The organism is Streptomyces sp. TSRI0107, assembly GCF_001905845.1.
Lineage (GTDB): Bacteria > Actinomycetota > Actinomycetes > Streptomycetales > Streptomycetaceae > Streptomyces.
Genome location: NZ_LIVZ01000004.1, coordinates 358,843 through 375,946 on the forward strand (window position 1 = coordinate 358,843; position 17,104 = coordinate 375,946).

Below are 17,104 nucleotides of genomic sequence, written 5' to 3' on the forward strand. Positions count from 1 at the left end.
GTCACTGGATAACTACCTTTCGTCCCTCAATGCGATAGCCGTTGCGGGCGAGCCGCCCCACGACCTCGACGAGCAGCCTTCGCTCGACTTCCTTGATGCGCTCGTGCAGAGCGCTCTCGTCGTCCTCGTCCCGGACCTCCACCACGCCCTGCGCGATGATCGGCCCGGTGTCGACGCCGTCGTCGACGAAGTGGACGGTGCAGCCGGTGACCCTGGCGCCGTACGCGAGCGCGTCACGGACGCCGTGGGCGCCGGGAAAACTGGGGAGCAGGGCGGGGTGGGTGTTCACGAACCGCCCGCCGAAGCGGGCCAGGAACTCCTTGCCCACGATCTTCATGAACCCCGCGGAGATCACGAGGTCGGGCTCGTACGCGGCGACGGCCTCGGCGAGGGCGGCGTCCCACTCCTCGCGGGTGGCGTGATCCTTGACCCTGCACACGAAGGTGGGCAGTCCGGCCCGCTCGGCCCGGGCCAGCCCCTCGATGCCGTCGCGGTCGGCGCCGACGGCGACGATCTCGGCTCCGTACGCCTCGACGCCGGTCGTGGCGATGGCGTCGAGCAGCGCCTGGAGGTTGGTGCCGGATCCGGAGACCAGCACGACGAGGCGCTTGGCCACGGGCTTGGCGGCCACGGTGGGGCCCTTTCTCGGGGGTACGACGGTACGGTCGGCCGAGTACGGCGCCGTATGTGCGTTCGTACGAATGCATCGCGCCCCCGGATACGGGGAAGCCTACGAAGCGGCCGACCGTCAGCAACGATACCGGCACTCCGGGCGGCCCCCATGGGACGGGGGCGTGGCCGGAAGGTAGCGTCTGGGAGAGCCGGGGCGGGAACGCGCGGTGCGCACGGCGCGTTCGTAAGGTGACGGCCTCGTCCCAGCCGTATCCGTCAGTTGTCTCAAGTCAGTAGTACTCGTTCGTACTCAGCCGCACTCACCAGGGGAAGACGCTCACTTGATGCCGGACCGCAGCCTGCGACTCCTCACGCTCACCCCGCAGTCGGCGCAGGGAGGGCAGCGCAGCGGCGTGCTGCTGCGGGAGCGCCCCACCTCCCCGCCCGACGCGCCCCAGGCCAGGCCCGAGGGCGACGAGCGCGGTGACGCCGGGAAGGACGACAACCCGTTCGCCCCGCCGCCGGAGGGCACCCCCGACCGGCCCTGGCAGCCGCGCCGGCCGGCCGACGGCGAGGGATCGCAGGGTGAGGGCGGCGGCCGTCCGTCGTGGGGCAGCCAGTGGAGCGACCGGCAGCCCGGCCGCTCCCCCGGCGGCTTCGGCGAGCGGCCTCGCGGCGGTCCGGACGGGCAGGGCGGCGGCCCCGGCGGGCTCCGCTGGGACCCGACGGACCCCGCCCAGCGCCGCGCGCGGTACGCGCTGCTCGCCGGCATGTGGGCCTTCTTCTTCGCCCTCTTCTCCTGGGCGTACGTCGCCCTGCTGCTCGGCGCGCTCTCCCTGTACTGGGGCATCAGCGCGCTGCGCGCCAAGCCCCGCACGCCGGACCCCGACGCCCCGGCCCCCGTGCCGCCCGCCCGCCCGCAGACCGCCGCCGCGATCAGCGGCCTCGTCACCGCGTCCCTCGCCATCGCCCTGGTCGCGGCGTCCTTCACGGCGCAGCTGGTCTACCAGGACTACTACACGTGCGTGAACGACGCGCTGACGAACGAGTCGAAGCAGGCGTGCAAGCAGTTGCTGCCGGAGGAGCTGCGGGGGGTTCTGGGGAACAGCGGCTAAGGGGTTTTCAGCGGCTCGGGGATTGCTTCGATTGCCTCTGAGGTTTCCAGGGTCGTCTCCCGGGGTTCCGGTCCGGGATTTTCTGAGGGGTGTTCTGAGGGGTCTTCCGGGGTTTCCGGGCTCTCGGGATTCCCCAGGGCTTCGGGAATCCCGGGATCATCGGGATTCTCCGGCGCCTCCGACTTCCCTTCGTCTCGGTCCTCCGGTTCGTCTGGATTCCCAGGCCCTTCCGGCTCTGCCGATTCTTCGGGCGCTTCGGCCTTCTCCGGCTGTTCCGGCTTCCCCGGCTCCTGTGAGTCCTCTGACTGCGGGGTGTCCGTCGAGGCCTGCCTCGGTGCCGCCGAGCGGGCCTCGGGTACGGCGGCGTCCTCGTCGCGCCAGGGTTCGGTGGGGAGGAAGTCGTACGGCTCGTCGGCGTCGGGGGCCGTCGGGGCCGGGCCCGGGGTTTTCGCGGGGTCGTCCGGCGGCCCGGTGACCGGCGGCTGGGCGGCCTCGGGCGCCGCGAGCCTCGTTTTCGTGGACTTCGGCTCCGCGCCCCGGGAGCCCGGGACCTGCGGCTCGGCGGGCTCGGGGGCCTCGGCCTGCCGACGCGCGGCCCGTCTCCGCCACGCCGCCACCACCACCGCCAGCGGCACCGCCACGACCGTCGTCCACGCCAGCGCCGCCGCTCCGACCTGCCACCACACCGGCCCGAAGCGGGCCAGCGTTCCGACGCCGAGCGGGCCGCCCGCCAGCGCGGCCAGCAGTGCGAGCAGCGCCGCGCACAGCACGGCCGCGCGCAGCGCCCCGGCGAAGGTGCGCCCCAGCGACCAGCGGGGCCGCGCCGCCCGGCCCACGAACCACCCCACCGTCACCCCGGCCGCCACCGGCACCACCCCGGTCGCCCAGTGCAGCGGCGTTCCGGGACCGCCGTCCGGCACGGCCGCCAGCAGCGGGAACGGCGGCAGCAGCGGCGCCGGATCGGCGTACAGCGGCCCCGTGACCCGGCCGGCACCGAGCATGAAGCCGGGGCCGAGGGCGTAGGCCGCGCCCCACACCGCCGCGTTCGGCACCAGCACGACGCAGAGCAGCAGTACCGCGAACCGCCCCGACCAGCCTTCCGTCAGCTGCGCGAACGACATCCGCGCGGCCCCGCCGTGCCACACCAGCGACACCGCCACCAGCAGCGCCCCGCCCCCGACGTACGCCGCGGTCCCGGCTCCGGCGGCCCGGGCCGCGAGCGCCAGCCGCTCGCGGCCCGCCCGTCCTCCCGGCCCCCGGACGAAGCGGCGCACACCGCGCGGCAGCCGCACCAGCACCCGGTCCAGCGGGCCGATGGGACGGCCGTACGCCGTCCACACGCCGAGGCCGGCCGCCACCGCGGCGACCAGAGGCAGCCACAGCACCGTCCACAGCCACGCGGGCCGCAGCGCCCCGCCCGCCGTGTAGATCACGGCACCGGTCGCGACGGCCAGATAGCCGAGCACCACCCCGGCCCACGCCGTCCGCGGTTCCACCATGGGCCCGGTGTCGTCCTCACCCTCGGCCGCGTCCCGCGCCGCCCGGTGCAGCAGCCACACCGGGAGCGCGAACAGCAGCAGCGGGGTGACGCCGACGGGCGCGGGCACGCCGGAGAGGGTGTCCGGGCGGACCAGCTCGGCGCCGTGTGCCAGCAGCCACAGCGCGGCAGCGATGTGCAGTGCGCCGCCGGGTCCGCTGTCGGGGTACGGCGAGCTGATCCACAGCACCATCACCAGGACGGCGATCGAGCCGAGCCCCAGCCCGGCCGCGAGGGCGCCGCCCAGCAGGCCGTCGGCCAGCCCGGGCGGCCGGGCCGTCAGCGGGGTGAGCAGGGGCGACAACGACGGTCGGCGCTCGGTCATCCGGTTCACGCCCGTCATGCTCCCAACGACACGCGCTTTTCCGTCGTAACAGGCGAACCTCCGCTGTGTCGCTCAATATGTGCTTATGTGCCTTTTCGTACGGAGGGGCGACGACCGGTGACTCGGAGTCCCGCATCCCCGCTTCCCCCGCCCAAGGAGCGCCGACGCCTGCGGGAGGCCGCGTCGCTGTCGCAGGCTCAGCTCGCCGCCCGGATGGGCGTCAGCCGGCACACGGTGCGCGCGTGGGAGTCGGGCCGCACGACGCCGCGCGGCTCCAGGCTGGAGGCGTACGCGCAGTTACTGGCCGAGCTGGCCGCACCAGCGGTGCCGGAAGTGCCGGCTGTGTCGGCGGTGCCGACCGCGCCGACGACATCAGCTGTCTCGGCCGCATCAGCTGTCTCAGCCGAGCCTCTCAGCACCCTCGTAGACCCCGAGCCCGCCGCCTCCCCCCTCACCCCCGCCCAGGCCTTCGACGCCCTCTACGCCTTCTGTGCTCCCGCCCTGGTGCGCCAGGCGTACCTCCTCACCGGGCGGCGGGAACTCGCCCGGGAGTCCGTGGAGCGGGCGTTCCAGCAGGCCTGGCAGCGGTGGCCGGAGGTGGCCGTCGACCCGGACCCGGCGGGCTGGGTGCGCGCGGTGGCGTACGACTACGCCCTCTCCCCCTGGCACCGCTTCCGCCCCCGCTACCGGCACCCCGAGGCGCCCCCCGCGAACGCCTCGGACCGGGCCCTGCTGGACGTGCTGCTGGCCCTCCCGCCGTCCTACCGCCGCACGCTCGTGCTGTTCGACGGGGTCGGCCTCGGGCTGCCGGAGACCGCGGCGGAGACGGAGGCGAGCACCCCGGCGGCGGCGAACCGGCTGCTGCACGCGCGCGAGGAGGTGGCCACGCGGCTGCCGGAGCTGTCGGACCCGGCCGTACTGCACCGGCGGCTCGCGGAACTGGCCTCGGCGGAGCGGCTGCGCGCCGCCCGGCCCCCCGTGGTGCGCGGCGGCAGCGAACGCCGGGCGCGCTTCTGGACCCGAGCCGCCATCGCCTTCACCGCGGCCCTGATCGGCGCGACCGCCCTGACGGCCCGTACCGCACCGACGCACTACGAGCCGCCGGTACCGCCCGGTGAAAAGGTGCGCGGGGTGCCCCCGCGCGCGGCACCGGGTCCGCTGTCGGCACGAGAGCTGAAGCTGCGGAAGAAGCTCCGCGAGGAGCTGGTGAGCGGGCCGGAGAGGCTGGTTCCGGAAGCCGGGTGAGCCCGGGGCGAGGGAGAAAACGGCGGTGGGCCCGCCCCCACACAGGGGGCGGGCCCACCGACGATCAGCCAAGGGGGCTTCAGCCGGCCAGGATCTCCCGGGCCAGCTTCGCCGTCTCGGTCGGCGTCTTGCCGACCTTGACGCCCGCGGCCTCCAGCGCCTCCTTCTTCGCCTGGGCGGTGCCCGACGAACCGGAGACGATGGCGCCGGCGTGACCCATGGTCTTGCCCTCCGGCGCGGTGAAGCCCGCGACGTAGCCGACGACCGGCTTGGACACGTTCTTCGCGATGAAGTCGGCGGCCCGCTCCTCGGCGTCGCCGCCGATCTCGCCGATCATGACGATCAGGTCGGTCTCGGGGTCGGCCTCGAACGCGGCGAGGGCGTCGATGTGGGTGGTGCCGATGATCGGGTCACCACCGATGCCGACGGCGGTCGAGAAGCCGATGTCGCGCAGCTCGTACATCATCTGGTACGTCAGCGTGCCGGACTTCGAGACCAGGCCGATGCGGCCCGGCTTGGTGATGTCGCCCGGGATGATGCCGACGTTCGACTGGCCCGGGGTGATGATGCCGGGGCAGTTCGGGCCGATGATGCGGGTCTTGTTGCCCTTCTTGCCGGCGTACGCCCAGAAGGCGGCCGAGTCGTGCACGGCGATGCCCTCGGTGATCACGACGGCCAGCGGGATCTCGGCGTCGATGGCCTCGACGACCGCGTCCTTGGTGAACTTCTCCGGCACGAAGATCACGGAGACGTTGGCGCCGGTCTTCTCGATGGCCTCCTTGACGGTGCCGAAGACCGGTACCTCGGTGCCGTCGAAGTCCACGGTGGTGCCCGCCTTGCGCGGGTTCACGCCGCCCACGACGTTGGTGCCGTCGCCGAGCATGAGCTTGGTGTGCTTCATGCCGGTGGCGCCGGTCATGCCCTGGACGATGACCTTGCTGTCCTTGTTGAGCCAGATAGCCATGGTGTGTTGGTGTCCTCGTCCTGAGTGCTTACTTGGCGGCGTGGGCCAGCTCGGCGGCCTTGTCGGCCGCGCCGTCCATGGTGTCGACGCGCTGGACCAGCGGGTGGTTGGCGTCGGTGAGGATCTGGCGGCCCAGCTCGGCGTTGTTGCCGTCGAGGCGGACGACCAGCGGCTTGGTGACCTCCTCGCCGCGGTCCTCGAGGAGCTTCAGGGCCTGGACGATGCCGTTGGCGACCTCGTCACAGGCGGTGATGCCACCGAAGACGTTGACGAAGACGGACTTGACGTCCGGGTCGCCGAGGATGATCTCCAGGCCGTTGGCCATGACCTGGGCGGAGGCGCCACCGCCGATGTCCAGGAAGTTGGCCGGCTTGACGTTGCCGTGAGCCTCACCGGCGTACGCGACGACGTCCAGGGTCGACATGACCAGACCCGCGCCGTTGCCGATGATGCCGACCTCGCCGTCGAGCTTGACGTAGTTGAGGTTCTTCTCCTTGGCGGCGGCCTCGAGCGGGTTGGCCGCGGCCTTGTCGTGGAGCTCCTCGAAGTCGGGGTGGCGGAACTCGGCGTTGTCGTCGAGCGACACCTTGCCGTCGAGGGCGATGACCTCACCGGAGGCGACCTTGGCCAGCGGGTTCACCTCGACGAGGAGGGCGTCCTCCTTGATGAAGACGTCCCACAGCTTGACCAGCACGTCGGCCACCTTGTCGGCGACCTCGGCCGGGAACTTCGCGGCCTCGACGATCTCGCGGGCCTTCTCCGGGGTCACGCCGTCGATGGCGTCGACCGGCGTCTTGGCGACGGCCTCCGGACGGGTGGCCGCCACCTCCTCGATGTCCATGCCGCCCTCGACGGAGGCGATGGACAGGAAAGTGCGGTTGGCACGGTCGAGGAGGAAGGAGACGTAGTACTCCTCGACGATCTCCGGAGCGGTCTCGGCGATCATGACCTTGTGGACCGTGTGGCCCTTGATGTCCATGCCGAGGATGTCCGTCGAACGGGCGACGGCCTCGTCCGGAGTGGCGGCCAGCTTCACGCCACCGGCCTTGCCGCGACCACCGACCTTCACCTGCGCCTTGACGACGGACTTGCCGCCCAGACGCTCGGTGATCTCGCGCGCCGCCTCAGGCGTGTCGATGACTTCACCGGCCAGCACCGGTACATCGTGCTTGGCGAAGAGGTCCCTCGCCTGGTACTCGAACAGGTCCACGCGCTTCCGTCCCTATCAGTGATCTCGCGGTTCGTTGGATGCGTGGGCGTGCCGCGAAGGGCAACGTGACGTCCGCTGTCACTAGGGAGGCGCACACGGTGTCCGAGCGCGCGGCATGTCCGTCTCGCAGGTTATCGCCGGTTGCCAGGGCTATCTAAATCGCGAGTCACACACGAGCGGTGATACCTGTCACATGATGCCGCGATCCGCGGCACGGCGTGCCGGGGCCTTTGCGAACGGGGCGGAACCTCACCGGGTTGGGGTCGACCCGGTGAGGTTCCTCGTACAGACCCCGAGGGGGACGAACGAGCGTCCCCCTCGGGGCTCGGGCCGGCGATCCCCACCCCAACGGGGATCGCCGGGCCCTCACCGCGGGGCGTCCGCCCGGCCGGACCGACGGTTTTCGGCCGTCCGGCGCGTAGCCCCGCGGGGCTTGTGGGTCAGGCGCCGTACACGTCGTGGGCGTCCTGGGCGTACCCCGGGGTGACCGATCGGGCGACACCCTGCAGGCCGGTCACCGCGTGCCCGGCGAGGGTTCCGCCGGTGGAGTGAACGGTGCCGGTCAGATCCCCGGCGAAGGGGCTGACGTCACCGGCGACACCGCCCGCGAACGGGACCGCCTCACCCGTCACGCCGTACGCCAGCGTGGCGGCACTGCCGCCGACCCCGTGGACGCCGTCGACGACCGGGCGCACGGTGTCGTACACGGTCTCCACGACCGGCTGGACGGCTCCCGCGACACCCTCCGCGAAGCCCCCGGCCTGCCCGGTCACGCCGTGGGCGAAGGGCGGCACGTCAGCGGCGACACCCTCCCCGAAGCCGCGCACGTCGCCCGTCACGCCGTACGTCAGCCCGCCCGCGTCCGCGACGGCCTGCCCGGCGACCGGCACCACCCCGCGCACGGCGGTGTGCGCGACCGGCGGCAGCACGGTGTTCCCGTCGACCTGGCCGACGAGCCCCGTGGCGTACGGCGGCACGTCCGCGACGACCCCGGCCGCGTATCCGGGCACCTCGGCGACGGCGCCGTCGGCCACCGTCCACGCACCGGCGACGGCCTCCCCGGCGATCTGCCGCACGTCCTGGACGGCACCGGCGGCCACCGGCTGCACACCGTGCACCGCGTGCGCGACGACCGGCTGGGCACCGGCCACCGCGTCGCCTGCGACCGGCTGGACGCCCTGGACGACGCCGTCCGCGACCGGCCGGACGTCGGCGACGACGCCGTACGCGAACGCGGTCGCGGCATCCACCGCGTGCGTCGCGGTGCCCTCGACACCCGCGACGGCGTCCGTGGCGACAGGGGTCACGCCGTGCACGGCCTGAGTGGCGACGGGCGTGACGCCGTGCGCCGCGTCGGTGACGACGGGCGTGACGCCCGCGACGGCCTCACCCGCGGCCGGCCGCACGCCCTGGACGGCACCGGCGGCCACCGGCCTTACACCCTGCACCACGTGCGTGACGACGGGCCGCACCCCGTGCACCGCCTCGCCCGCCACCGGCTGCACACCGTGGACCGCGGAGGTGACGAGCGGGGGGATCGCGGAGGCGCCGGTCTCGTGGACGACCGGGGCGACCTGGGCGGGCAGGGCGGCCGCCGTGGCGCCGACGGTGCTCACCTGGCCGGTGACGTGGCTCGGCACGGAGGCGACGGAGGCCTGGGCGGCCGTCCCCGCCTCGCCGGCCTCCGCGCGGGCGACGGTGGCCGCTCCGGCGAGGTGGGACCGGGTTCCCGCGAGCCCGGCCTGCGCCGCGCTCTGCGCGCCGGTGGCCGTACGGGTCGCGCCCGCACGGGCCGCCGACTGCGTTCCGTGCAGGCGCGTCTGCGCGCCCGCGAGGGCCTGCTCCAGCTCCGGCGCGAAGGCCGAGAGGGGGCCGAAGAGGTAGTCGATCGTGTGGTGCGGGGTGGCGGGGGCGTCGGGCAGCGCGTCCCGGACCGCCTCGGCGGTGCCGGCGGCCCGGCCCTCGGCGGCGGCGCGCGCGGCGTGGGCTCCTTGGATGGCCTGGGCGCCGCGGACCTTGGTGGCGTTCGTGGGCTTCGTGGCCTCGGTGGTCTGGGTGACGGTGGTGACCTTGGTGGCCGTCGTGGTCTTCGCGGCCTGCGTGGCGTGCGCGGCCTGCGTGGCGTTCGGGACGGAGATCCGGGCGTCGACGTAACGGCGGGCCTGGTCGGCGGAGGAGGCGGTCGGCGCTGTGACGCTCCCAACCGTCTGCTCGGCGGTGCCGAGGGTGTCGGCGACCGTCGAGGTGACGCCGGAGACGGTGCCGTCCAGCGTCTCGGTGACGTCGGCGGTGACCGTCGCGTCCGTGGCGTCGGGCAGGGAGAGGGAGGAGGCGGGCAGTTCGTCGGCGCTGGCGACGGTGGAGCCGAGTGCCCACGCGCCGGTGACTCCGGCGGCGATGACGATCGAGCGGCGGATGTTCTTGTTCATTGCGTGCGTCTGTTCCTTCGAGGTTCGACGCCGGGGAGTCCGTCGGCGCGACGAGGCGACGGCCGGGACCGGACGGACTCCGGGCTTGGGGACATTCCGGAGGTGGGAACTCCGGGTGGCTGGGCAGACCTGTTCCGCCCCCGCGCGGCAGGTCAGGGCGGGGGAAGGGCCTGCCTAGCCGGGGAAGACGGGAATGTCCCGGTACCGATCCCGCGTCTCGCCCGCCTCGGCCCGCGCGAGACCGCCCGGCACGAGCGACGGCGCCAGCCGGTGCTGCGCGGTCACGGCGCACGCGTCACCGTGCCGCGAGCTGCCGTTGTCGGCGGCCGTACGACTGCCGAGGACGCCGTTGTCGCCGTCCGCGGGCGCGGGGTGGGCGGGGGCGTGCCCGGTGCCGGTACCGACGCCGATGGAGTCACCGTCGGCGGGGAGTTCGGCGGGCGCGGGTGCGGTGGTGGCGGTGAGGGTGCGGTGCGGCCCGTGCTGGGGGCGCGGCTTCACGGAGTCGTCCGCCCGGTGGGAAGGCACGGCCTCGCGGTCACCGGACCCGGCCGGGGCCGACGACTCCGGCTCCGGTTCCGACGGCTGCTGCGGCTCCGGGAGGACGTCGACCGGCGTCGGGACCGGCTGCTCCGGCAGTTCGGGCAGGTCCGGGAGGGACGGGTCGTCCGGCGTGCGGGGAAGGGAGGGGAGCGAGGGCAACGACGGTGCCGCCGCCTGCCCCTCGGCCAGCGTCCGCGTCACCGACTCGACGACACCCCGGAGGGGCCGTACGGCCTCGGCCCCGGCCTCGACACCCGCCTGAACCTTGCCCTTGAGCTCATCCTGGGCCTCGGTCGGGGCCTGGGCCCCCGGCGAAGCCTCCGTGACCCTCTCGGCGCTCGCAGGCGAACCCTCGGCCGCCTCGGCCCGCTCCCCGCACAACACCCCGAGCAGGAACAACCCTCCGACCAGCATGGCCAACTGCAGCGCACGCCACCCGGCCGCGGCGCGCAGCACACGCGCAGCGGCACCAGGCAGGGCTGCTGACCAGGTCAAGAGGGGAAGGTTCCTCCGTGCGACGGGGCGGGGCGGCGGGGCAGGTGCCGGCTGGGCGGCAGACGGCAGTGAAAGCCCTGGGAGGCGTCGATCCTCGCACGGGACTCCTGAGGTTGCGCAAGCCCCCTGTTACCGATGGGTAGTCATGTCCCCTTTCCCGCAGGTCTCGTACCGTGCTTCCCGGACGTCACACCGTGTCCGGTATCGGCAACGGCCGCTTCTCGATCGCCGCGGCCATCACTTCCGGGAAGAGGTCGGGCGTACAGGCGAACGCCGGTGCCCCGAGCGCCGCCAGCGCCGCGGCGTGGTCCCGGTCGTACGCGGGCGCCCCCTCGTCCGACAGCGCGAGCAGTGCCACGAACTGCACTCCCGACGCCTTCATCGCCGCGACCCGCCTCAGCATCTCGTCGCGTATGCCGCCTTCGTAGAGGTCGCTGATCAGCACGACCACCGTCTCCCCGGGCCGGGTGATCTGCGACTGGCAGTACGCCAGGGCCCGGTTGATGTCCGTGCCGCCGCCCAGCTGGGTGCCGAACAGCACGTCGACCGGGTCGTCGAGCTGGTCGGTGAGGTCGACGACGGCCGTGTCGAAGACGACGAGCCGCGTGCTGATCGACCGCATGGACGCCAGCACCGCCCCGAACACCGACGCGTACACCACCGACGCCGCCATCGACCCGGACTGGTCGACGCACAGGACGACGTCCTTGCGCACGGACCGCGCGGCCCGTCCGTACCCGATGAGCCGCTCCGGCACGACCGTCCGGTGCTCGGGCAGGTAGTGCTTGAGGTTCGCCGCGATCGTGCGGTTCCAGTCGATGTCGTGGTGGCGGGGACGGCGGACGCGGGCGCTGCGGTCCAGCGCGCCGGTGAGGGTGGCCCGGGTGCGGGTGGCGAGCCGCTTCTCCAGGTCCTCGACGACCTTGCGCACGACCGCCCGTGCCGTCTCCTTCGTCGTCTCGGGCATCGCCTTGTTCAGCGAGAGCAGCGTGCCGACCAGGTGCACGTCGGCCTCGACCGCCTCCAGCATCTCCGGCTCAAGCAGCAGCGTGGACAGCCCCAGCCGGTCGATGGCGTCCCGCTGCATCACCTGGACCACGGAGGACGGGAAGTACGTCCGGATGTCCCCGAGCCACCGCGCGACGGCGGGCGCCGACGCCCCGAGCCCCGCCGCCCGGTCCTTCCCCGCCGACTGCCTGTCCCGCTTCCCGTACAGCGCGCTCAGCGCACCGTCCATCGCGGCGTCCCGCCCGCCGAGCGCGTACCCGGTGCCGTCGGCCGCCTCCCCGCCGAGCACCAGCCGCCAACGCCGCAGCCGCTCCTCCGCCGCACCCGTCGCCTCGGTCGGCTCGGTCGCCTCGGTCGCCTCGGTCGGCTCGGTCGGCTTGATCACCTGGGCCGCCTGGGTCCCCTCGCTCGTCATGTGCCCACCCCCGCCAGTCGGTTCTCCTCGCTGTCCAGCCCCAGCAGCAGCCGCACCACCGGCACGACCGCGTCCGCCCGCTCGGCGTCCGGCTCTGGAGCGAACCCCGGCAGGCCGCTCCCGGTGCCTGCCACGCTGCCCCTCGCGCCGGGCCCGCGCCGCACCAGCTCGCCCAGGGTTCTGCGCACACCCGGCTCGTACGCCGAGAAGGTGCGGCGCAGCAGCGGCAGCACGTCCGTGAACGCCTCCGCCGGCACCCGGGTCAGCCAGCCGTCGACCAGGCCGAGCAGCCGCTCGTCGTGCACGAGCAGCATTCCGCCCCCGCCGCCCCCGACGAACCCCTCGATCCACGCGGCCGCGTCCCCCGGCGGTGTCCCCGGTGACAGTGCGAGCCCCATCAGCCGCGCCGCCTCCTCCTGCCCCAGCACTCCGTCGTCCAGCAGCAGCCGCACCGCCCGGCCCCGGAGCACTCCGGGCACGGTGTCCCGCGCGGACAGCACCCCCAGCACCGCCTGCCAACGCCCCCGCAGGCCTTTGCGGCCGTCACGCGGCCCGGTAGCGGAGGCCGTCTCGCCCAGCAGCGCCACTGCCCCGTGCACCGCGTCCACATGACGCCGCATCTCCTCGGCCGCGTCCGTGCCGAGCGCGGCGCACGCCGGGGGCAGGCCGACGAAGACCCGCTCGGCGAGACCCCCGGCGACCTCGGCCAGCGCCCCGGTGTCCGTGCCGCGCACATCGCCGTAGCGCAGGGAACGGACGAGCGCGGGAAGCGCCTGCGCGAGATGGCCGACGTCGGTGTCGAGGGCCGCGCGGTCGACGAGCACCCGCATCACCGTCGGCAGCGCGTCCGGCAGTTCGGCCAGCAGGCACTGTTCGGCCAGCTCGGTGACCTCGGCGAGGCCCCGCGCACCGAGCGCGTCTGCCTCGGCCTTGGCGGTCGCGGCGCCGACCACCGTCGTCCCCCACACGCCGGCCTCCGCGACCCGCACCGACAACTCCGGTTCCCAGCGCAGCCGCCAGGTCTCCCGGAAGGTGCCGGTGCCGCCGCGCGAGACCGCCGGTTCGCCCCACGCCACGCCCAGCAGCCGCAGCCGGTGCAGCAGCCTGCTCCGGCCCGCGTCGGTCTCCTTGCGGAGGTCCAGTTCCAGCTCGCGCTCCGACGCCTCCGGCTTGAGCCGCAGCCTGCGCTGGAGCCGGGTGAGGTCCCGCTGCAACGGCACGGCGGGCGCCGACGCCGGCACCTCCCCCATGACGTCGCCCACCACCAGCCGGTCGTGCACCAGCGCCAGCGGCACGTCCGAGCCGTCGCACATCACCGCGCGGACGGCGTCGGTGGTCTCGCCCAGCCCGGGCAGCGGGCGGCCGCGCAGCGCGGCGAGCGTCTCGGCCAGCCGGACCGCCTCGATGACATGGGCCGAGGAGACGAGCCGGTCCTCGTCCCGCAGCAGCCCGGCCACCTTGGTCATCCACCGTTCGACGGGCCGGTCCGGCGCGGCGAACAGATGCCCGTACCAGCCCGGCGAGTCGATACCCGCCCCGTACCCGCCGGCTCTCGCCAGCCGCCGGTACGTCCACGGCACCCAGGTCATGTCCGCCTTGACCTTGGGCAGCCCCTTCAGCAGGGCCCGGTCGGCGGCGACGGTGGTCCTCTCCCGCAGGGCGGGCACATGCCAGGCCCCGCAGACCACGGCCACGCCGCCCCCGAACTCGCGCCGCGCCGCACGGACCTGGAGCCGCATGTACGCCTCCCGCACGAGGTCCCGGTCGTGGCCCCCGACGCCGTACACCTCCCGCAGCGACCCCATGGCCTCCTCCAGCGCGGCGAACGGCGCGAACGGGTCCCCGTCACCGGCCCCCCGGTGCTCGACCACGTCCTCCCACCAGCGCTCGGGGTCGTCGTAACCGGCGGCCTCGGCGAGCACGGCCAGCGGATCGACCCGCACATCGGCACCGGCGGCGGACGGCTCCGGTTCCCCCGCGTGTTCCTCCGCCGTGTCCGCGCCCCACGCCAGCGTGTGCGTGGCCGGCAGGTCGATGAAGCGGGCCGGGACGTCGTGGTCCAGCGCCCAGCGGACCGCCACCCACTCCGGGGAGAACTCGGCCAGCGGCCAGAACGCGGACCGGCCCGGTTCGTCCACGGCGTGGGCGAGGAGGGCGACCGGTGGCCGCATCTCCTCGTCGGCGGCCAGCGGGATCAGCGCGTCGGCCTCGGGCGGGCCCTCGATCAGCACGACCCGGGGCAGCGCCGCGTCCAGCGCCGCCCGCACGGCCCGCGCCGACCCGGGCCCGTGATGCCGTACGCCGAGCAGCAACGGCTCGACGGAACCGGGCCGTCCACCCGGGGCCGCCGTCCCGTCACGCCCGACAGCCCCGCCGTTCCCGCCGTTCCCGCCGGTCCCGCCGTTCCCTACCGCCTCACCCCCGTCGACGCCCGTCACACCGTCCCCCCTCGCCTCCGCGGCCACCCCAGGTCGTTGCCACTGCCGTTGCCGCCGTTGCCGTTGTTCTCGCCCCCGTTGCCGTTCACGCGCTCACCTCCCGGCACGCCCGGTAGAAATCGGTCCAGCCGTCGCGTTCGCGCACCACCGCCTCCAGGTACTCCTGCCAGACGACCCGGTCGGCCGCCGGGTCGCGGACCACGGCGCCGAGGATGCCCGCGGCGACGTCGCCCGGCCGCAGCACGCCGTCGCCGAAGTGGGCGGCGAGAGCGAGGCCGTTGGTGACGACGGAGATCGCCTCGGCGGTGGACAGGGTGCCGCTGGGCGACTTCACCTTCGTCCGGCCGTCGGCGGTGACCCCGTCGCGCAGTTCGCGGAAGACGGTCACGACCCGGCGGATCTCGTCGATGCCGTCGGGCACGGCCGGCAGGTCGAGGGAGCGGCCGATCTGGCCGACGCGCCGCGAGACGATGTCGACCTCCGCCTCGACGCTCTCCGGCAGCGGCAGCACCACCGTGTTGAAGCGGCGGCGCAGCGCGCTGGACAGGTCGTTGACCCCGCGGTCGCGGTCGTTGGCCGTGGCGATCAGGTTGAAGCCGCGGACCGCCTGCACCTCCTGGCCCAGTTCCGGTATCGGCAGCGTCTTCTCCGACAGGATGGTGATCAGCGTGTCCTGCACGTCGGCCGGGATACGGGTCAGTTCCTCGACGCGGACCGTCATCCCCTCGGCCATGGCCCGCATGACGGGGCTCGGCACCAGCGCGTCCCTGCTCGGGCCGTGGGCGAGCAGCTGCGCGTAGTTCCAGCCGTAGCGGATCGCCTCCTCCGGGGTGCCGGCCGTGCCCTGCACGAGCAGGGTGGAGTCGCCGCTGACCGCGGCGGCGAGATGTTCGGAGACCCAGGTCTTGGCGGTGCCGGGCACACCGAGCAGGAGCAGGGCACGGTCGGTGGCGAGGGTGGTGACGGCGACCTCGACGAGGCGGCGCGGGCCCACGTACTTCGGTGTGATCACCGTGCCGTCGGGCAGTGTGCCGCCGAGCAGGTAGGTCGCGACGGCCCACGGCGACAGCTTCCAGCGGGCCGGGCGCGGCCGGTCGTCCTGCGCCGCGAGCGCGGCGAGTTCGTCCGCGAAGGCGTCCTCGGCGTGCGGCCGCAACGCCTCTCCCGCCGCCGGTCGCACGGGTGTCGGTTCCACGGACACGGACATGGCGAAGATCCCCCTCCAGCTCGGCCGGTTCGGTCTGCCATCAACCGTGCACCACACCACTGACAATCCGTTCCGACCTGCGCGAACGCGTTCACGGCGGCGCTCGCCGAGCCGATTGTCAGTGGCGGGACTTACCTTCGATGACATGACTCAGCAGGGGGTGCGCTGGACGGCGGACCAGGTGCTGGCACTGGCGCCTGACGCCGCGTCACGCAAGGCGGGCGGCAAACTCGGGGCGGCCGGGCCGTGGTCCGAGACGGGGACGGACGGGGGGACGGTGTGGGGGCTGTGCAAGGGGAGCGGCAGCAAGCCGTATCAGACGGTCGTCGATGTCACGGACGCGTCGCGCCCCGCGTTCACGTGCGGTTGCCCGAGCCGGAAGTTCCCGTGCAAGCACGCGCTCGGACTGCTGCTGCTGTGGGCCGGCGGGGACGTCGCGGAGGCACAGGGCCGGGCACCGGAGTGGGCCGGGGAGTGGCTGGCCGGCAGACGACGGCGCGCGGCGGAGCGGGACGCGGCCGACGCGGGGGGTTCCGCGCCCGGTCCGGGTGATCCGGAGGCGGCGCGGCGCCGGGCGGAGCGCCGGGCCGAGCGGGTCACGGCGGGCGCGACGGAGCTGGAGCACCGTCTGGCGGACCTGCTGCGCGGCGGCCTGGCCGCGGCCGAGCAGGCGGGGTACGGGCTGTGGGAGGAGACCGCGGCCCGCATGGTCGACGCCCAGGCTCCCGGGCTCGCCTCACGGGTCCGGGAACTGGGGGCGATCCCGGCGTCGGGGCCGGACTGGCCGGTGCGTCTGCTGGAGGAGTGCGCGCTGCTGCATCTCCTCGACCAGGGCTGGCTGCGGCGCGAGCACCTGCCGGGCGCCCTGGCGGCGACGGTCCGCTCCCGTGTCGGGCTGCCCGCGTCGGCGGACGGCCCGCCGGTGCGCGACCACTGGCTGGTCCTCGCCCAGTACGACGTGGCGGACAGCCGTCTGACGACCCGCCGGATCTGGCTGTACGGCGCCGAGTCGCGCCGCACCGCGCTGCTCCTGTCGTACGGCGCCGCCGGCCGCGCGCCGGAGCTGGCGCTGCCGGTCGGGCTCACCCTGGACGCGGAGCTGTCCGCCTACCCGGGCGCGGGACAGCCGCGGGCGTCCCTGGGCGAACGGTTCGCGCCCCCCGCGCCGTCGGCGATACGGCCACCGGGCGTGACGACGGCCGAGGCTGCCGCCCGTTACGGCGAGGCGCTGCGGGACGACCCGTGGCTGGACTCGGTCCCGGTCACCCTCGACCGGGTGGTGCCGGCCCCGGACGGCGACTCCTGGCAGCTGGCCGACGCGGACCAGGACACCGCCCTGCCGCTGACGCCGTCGGCCCGCTCCCGGCCCGGCCTGTGGCGCCTGGTCGCGCTCTCGGGCGGCGCCCCGGTCACCGTCTTCGGCGAATGCGGCCACCAGGGCTTCACCCCCCTGACGGCCTGGCCGCGGGGTGCCGGGGAGGCGGTGCCCCTGCACTGAGGCCGCAGCCCTCCTCGCCGTCCCGGCAGGCGTGTCCGTCCCGCCGCGCGGACACCCGCCACC

12 protein-coding genes are annotated in these 17,104 nt (G+C 74.3%); 3 read left to right on the plus strand and 9 right to left on the minus strand.

Annotation, left to right across the window (positions count from 1 at the left end):
• Window position 1 precedes the first annotated feature (1 nt).
• Window positions 2-631 (minus strand): phosphoribosylglycinamide formyltransferase, encoded by a 630-nt coding sequence (purN, locus tag AMK31_RS12020; RefSeq protein ID WP_073940446.1) that lies wholly within the window; start codon window positions 629-631, stop codon window positions 2-4.
• Window positions 632-956: 325 nt separating this feature from the next.
• Between purN and AMK31_RS12025 the strand changes: the two genes are divergently transcribed.
• The gene (locus AMK31_RS12025) at window positions 957-1,727 is read left to right on the plus strand and encodes a hypothetical protein (RefSeq protein ID WP_073940447.1); all 771 of its coding nucleotides are present in this window, start codon (window positions 957-959) and stop codon (window positions 1,725-1,727) included.
• Here AMK31_RS12025 and AMK31_RS12030 read toward each other — a convergent pair.
• Window positions 1,724-3,607 carry a cell division protein PerM gene (locus AMK31_RS12030; protein WP_073940448.1) on the minus strand — a complete coding sequence of 628 codons (1,884 nt, stop codon included), beginning with the start codon at window positions 3,605-3,607 and terminating at the stop codon, window positions 1,724-1,726. The two genes, AMK31_RS12025 and AMK31_RS12030, sit on opposite strands and share 4 nt — an antisense overlap.
• A gap of 99 nt (window positions 3,608-3,706) precedes the next feature.
• On the opposite strand from AMK31_RS12030, the gene AMK31_RS12035 reads away from it, so the two are divergent.
• Window positions 3,707-4,834 (plus strand): helix-turn-helix domain-containing protein, encoded by a 1,128-nt coding sequence (locus AMK31_RS12035; protein ID WP_073940449.1) that lies wholly within the window; start codon window positions 3,707-3,709, stop codon window positions 4,832-4,834.
• Between the two features lie 79 nt (window positions 4,835-4,913).
• Here AMK31_RS12035 and sucD read toward each other — a convergent pair whose 3' ends face one another.
• From sucD to AMK31_RS12070, 7 genes are all read right to left on the minus strand, one after another.
• On the minus strand, window positions 4,914-5,798 hold the full coding sequence (gene sucD / locus AMK31_RS12040; protein WP_073940450.1) for a succinate--CoA ligase subunit alpha: 885 nt from the start codon (window positions 5,796-5,798) through the stop codon (window positions 4,914-4,916).
• Window positions 5,799-5,826: 28 nt separating this feature from the next.
• A complete protein-coding gene (gene sucC, locus AMK31_RS12045) occupies window positions 5,827-7,008 on the minus strand; it encodes an ADP-forming succinate--CoA ligase subunit beta (protein ID WP_073940451.1) in 1,182 nt (393 codons plus the stop codon).
• A 440-nt stretch (window positions 7,009-7,448) separates the two neighbouring features.
• On the minus strand, window positions 7,449-9,437 hold the full coding sequence (locus AMK31_RS41480; RefSeq protein WP_241842625.1) for a hypothetical protein: 1,989 nt from the start codon (window positions 9,435-9,437) through the stop codon (window positions 7,449-7,451).
• Window positions 9,438-9,611: 174 nt separating this feature from the next.
• Window positions 9,612-10,475, minus strand: coding sequence for a hypothetical protein (locus tag AMK31_RS12055; RefSeq protein WP_073940452.1), 864 nt, complete (start codon window positions 10,473-10,475; stop codon window positions 9,612-9,614).
• Between the two features lie 187 nt (window positions 10,476-10,662).
• A complete protein-coding gene (locus tag AMK31_RS12060; RefSeq protein WP_241842626.1) occupies window positions 10,663-11,898 on the minus strand; it encodes a VWA domain-containing protein in 1,236 nt (411 codons plus the stop codon).
• Window positions 11,895-14,336, minus strand: coding sequence for a DUF5682 family protein (locus AMK31_RS12065; RefSeq protein ID WP_079186828.1), 2,442 nt, complete (start codon window positions 14,334-14,336; stop codon window positions 11,895-11,897). The genes AMK31_RS12060 and AMK31_RS12065 overlap by 4 nt, the downstream gene beginning before the upstream one ends.
• A gap of 85 nt (window positions 14,337-14,421) precedes the next feature.
• Window positions 14,422-15,543, minus strand: coding sequence for an ATP-binding protein (locus tag AMK31_RS12070; RefSeq protein WP_073940454.1), 1,122 nt, complete (start codon window positions 15,541-15,543; stop codon window positions 14,422-14,424).
• A gap of 145 nt (window positions 15,544-15,688) precedes the next feature.
• On the opposite strand from AMK31_RS12070, the gene AMK31_RS12075 reads away from it, so the two are divergent.
• Entirely contained in the window at window positions 15,689-17,041 is a 1,353-nt protein-coding gene (locus AMK31_RS12075; protein ID WP_073940455.1) for an SWIM zinc finger family protein, read from the plus strand.
• Window positions 17,042-17,104 lie beyond the last annotated feature (63 nt).